Below are 1,236 nucleotides of genomic sequence, written 5' to 3' on the forward strand. Positions count from 1 at the left end.
GGTGTGCCGTATCTGACGTGGGTGCGCTGGGCCGCGCCGAAGATCGGTGTTTTCCTTGTGATGTCCGCTGCTCTCATGTTGGGCCTTACGGCACTAGGCTGGACGGGAGGAGTGGCGTGACCAGCCACACGGATGAACTGCAGTCGGGTCTGGCGTTGATCCGACAGGAGGATGTATGACTGACCGCGAACAGCGACTTGTTGAACTCGAAGAGAAGTATTTGCCGGATGAGCTTTTGGAGCGCTTCCGGGAGCGTGCCGCACAGTATGACCGCGATAATGCGTTCTTCTTCGAAGATCTGGAAGAACTTGAACAGCGTGGCTATCTGACGCTGTTTGTGCCCGAAGAGCTCGGCGGGCCGGGCTTGGGTATGAACGAAGTGTCGCGTTTGCAGCAGCGGCTGGCGACTGCCGCCCCGGCGACCGCGCTGGGTGTGAACATGCACTTTGTGTGCACCGGCATGATGCGGGCCATGTGGAATCGCGGCGATAAGTCGCTGCAGTTCGCGCTTGAAGAAGCGCGTGATGGTGAGGTCTTTGCCTTCGGTGTTTCTGAGCCTGGCAATGATTGGGTTCTGCAGGGGTCGAACACGAAGGCCGTTCCGCAGGGGGACGGTTCGTACCGGCTGTCGGGTGTGAAGATCTTCACGTCGATGACGCCGGCGTGGACCAGGCTGATTGTGCACGGCAAGGATGAAACCGCCGCCGATGGGCCGCAGCTGATCTACGGTTTCCTCACCCGCGGCACCGAAGGGGTCACGTCCTCGGATGATTGGGACGTGCTGGGTATGCGCGCCACGCATTCGCGGGCAACGATTCTGGAGGACGCTGTCCTGGAAGCTGACAGGGTTGTTCGCCACATCCCGGATGGTCCGAACCCGGATCTGCTGACTTTTGGCATCACGGCGAACTTCCAGCTGCTCATCGCATCGGTGTATGCGGGGCTTGCTCGCCGTGCTCTCGAAGTGGCATCGGATGCTCTGCGCAAGCGGCGTTCGGCTAAGAACGGGGGAGTCCCGTACACCGAGCTCGGTGAGTTCCGTGTGCGTGTTGCAGACGCGGCTCTGGAGTTCGCCGCTGTTCCTGCGCAGTTGGATTCCTACACGCGTGATTTTGATGAGTGCGTGGACTACGGGGCCGCGTGGGCGCAGCGGTTTGTTTCGGCTAAGTACATGGCGCAGAAGGCTGCCAGGGCCAATGCTGAGGCGGCACTGCACTGTGCTGGGGGAGCGGGCTT

1 protein-coding gene is annotated in these 1,236 nt (G+C 61.1%); it reads left to right on the forward strand.

The window, feature by feature from the left end; all coding sequences use genetic code 11:
* Positions 1-175: 175 nt before the first annotated feature.
* The coding region (locus HMPREF3162_RS11225; protein ID WP_070777882.1) for an acyl-CoA dehydrogenase family protein at positions 176-1,236 on the forward strand (1,061 nt) is incomplete at its 3' end.

It is taken from the genome of Brevibacterium sp. HMSC07C04, assembly GCF_001815905.1.
Classification (GTDB): domain Bacteria; phylum Actinomycetota; class Actinomycetes; order Actinomycetales; family Brevibacteriaceae; genus Brevibacterium.